Origin of the sequence: Albidovulum sp., from assembly GCF_049646345.1 — a bacterium.
Classification (GTDB): Bacteria; Pseudomonadota; Alphaproteobacteria; order Rhodobacterales; family Rhodobacteraceae; genus Albidovulum.
This window is the reverse complement of record NZ_JBARVQ010000592.1, coordinates 1-2,074: the sequence shown is the minus strand read 5'-3', so window position 1 is coordinate 2,074 and position 2,074 is coordinate 1. Positions and strand designations below refer to the sequence as shown.

The 2,074-nt window shown below is 64.6% G+C and carries 1 protein-coding gene; it reads right to left on the bottom strand.

The genetic code is table 11. From position 1 onward, the window contains the following. Window positions 1–146: 146 nt before the first annotated feature. Window positions 147–2,003, bottom strand: a complete 1,857-nt coding sequence (locus WBB85_RS15455; RefSeq protein ID WP_432639494.1) for a feruloyl-CoA synthase — start codon at window positions 2,001–2,003, stop codon at window positions 147–149. Window positions 2,004–2,074: the final 71 nt, after the last annotated feature.

The window sequence follows — 2,074 nt, the reverse complement described above, 5'->3', positions numbered from 1 at the left end:
CGCCCTGCCTGCCGATCGGTTCCAGTTCACTGGCCGCGAACCGCTGGGCCTCGGTTAGGATGTGGCGGACGTCATTCGGGTCAATCCCGGCGCGTTCCGCCAATTCGTTCCAGCCGGGGGTTGCACCGAGCAGAGCAAGGATCAGGTCATTGGTCACCGGAGCGGTCCCAAGATCCAAGCGCGATCACGCGGGGGTCATCGGACCAGAGGCAGTCCACAAGATCCTGACGGTGCTGCAGCACAGCGCGCTGATTGATCGAGCCCTTGTCGGTGACCTCGCCTTTGTCGAAGGACAGGGGCACTTCCATGAACATCAACCGCGTGACGCGAGAAGCCGATCCGGTCGCTGACGCCGCGTGGGTCGCCAGCATCTGCGCCGCCGCCTTTCGCACTTTGGGGTGATGAAGCAGCGCCTCTCCGTCCAGCGATGGATCGCCGGCCACCGCCTTGAGCGCCGACCAGTCCGGCACGACGAGCGCGCCCAGTTCCCGGTGGCCTTCGCCTGCGATCACCGCATCGCTTGCCAGCCCTTTGAGATCGTTTGTGAGCTGCGCCCGGACGGGCCCGACCGCCACCCATGTGCCGGTGGCGAGTTTGAAATTCTCGGCCAGACGCCCATCGAAGATGAAACCCGCTGCCGGATTGCCGGGAACCGCGAAGCGGAAGGCGTCGCCGAAGCGGTAGAACCCTTCCTCGTCGAATGCCTTGGCCGTGAGGTCGGGGTTGCGCCAGTACCCCGGGGTAACCGAGGGGCTTTTCACGCGGCCTTCCAGCTTGTCGCCCTGTGGTGTCAGTTTGAATGTCACGCCATGCGCGGGGATGCCGAGATTTCCGGAGGTGTCTTGCCGGTCCGTGCACATCAGCGCGAAGGGCCCGGTTTCGGTCGATCCGAAGCCGGTGCACAACAGCACGCCGCCGGGAACCGTCGCCTCGGCTAGGCCGGTGATCCGGTCCCAGACCGGCTTGCTCATTCCGGCGCCGGCATACATCAGCATCTGGACGCGGTGAAAGAAGGTCTGGCGCAGTTTCGGGTCGGTCTCCATCGCGTCGAGAAGCATCTGGTAGCCAAGCGGCACGTTGAAATACCAGGTTGGCGAGATCTCCCGCAGGTTTGCAATGGTCCGGCCTATCAGGTCGGGCGTCGGCCTGCCGTCGTCGATGTAGTAGGTTCCGCCATTGTAGATGACGAGGTTGAAAACCTTGTTGCCTGATGCGGTATGATTCCAGGGCGCCCAGTCGACGACGACCGGGGGCGTCGTTGCCATGAAGGCATAGCATTGCAACACCATCTGCTGGTTCGCGCAAAGCATGCGCTGGGTCTGGATCACCGCCTTGGGCGACCCGGTCGTGCCGGAGGTGAACAGGAACTTGGCGACCGTATCCGGCCCGACCGCGGCATGGGCGGCATCCATCGCCGCATCCGGCGGCGTCGCCGCGAAATCCCGATAGGCGATCGTTTCGCGGTCCCCGACAATGCCGGCCAGCGTCACAACCGGAACGTCAGGACCGAAGACAGCCGCAATCGCGGCGGCGAACCGGCCGGCATTGTCGGCGAAGATCATGCCGGGGGTCAGTTGCCTGGCGATGTCCCGCAGCTTGATGTGGTCCCCGCCGGCGAGCGAATAGGCCGGGGCGAGGGCGGCGGACGGAACGCCGACATGCTGGGCGCCGAGCGCCATCAAGGCGTGGGCGGTGCTGTTGCCAGACAGGATCAGCAGCGGGCGGTCCGGCGACAGGCCGCGCCCGACGAGCGCCGTTCCGATAGACCGGATGCGCGCCGCGCCTTCGCCATAGCTGGTTTCATGCCAAGCTCCGCCTGCATCCCTTTCGGCCATCCAGATCCGGTCGGGCACCTTCCCCGCCCAGTCCATGAACCGTTCGGTGATGCAGCGCGGATACGGTCCCAAAGGCTCTTCCTGCCAGACAAGCACGCTGCCGTCGGTGCGCGTCTCGCTGCGCACGCTGGGCGACCAAAGGGCGACATCTGAGAGATCTTCGGCCATGTCTCCTCCCGATACAGAGCCGAAGCTACGTTGACTCGAATCGCAAATTTTGTCTACTAGGAAACATTATT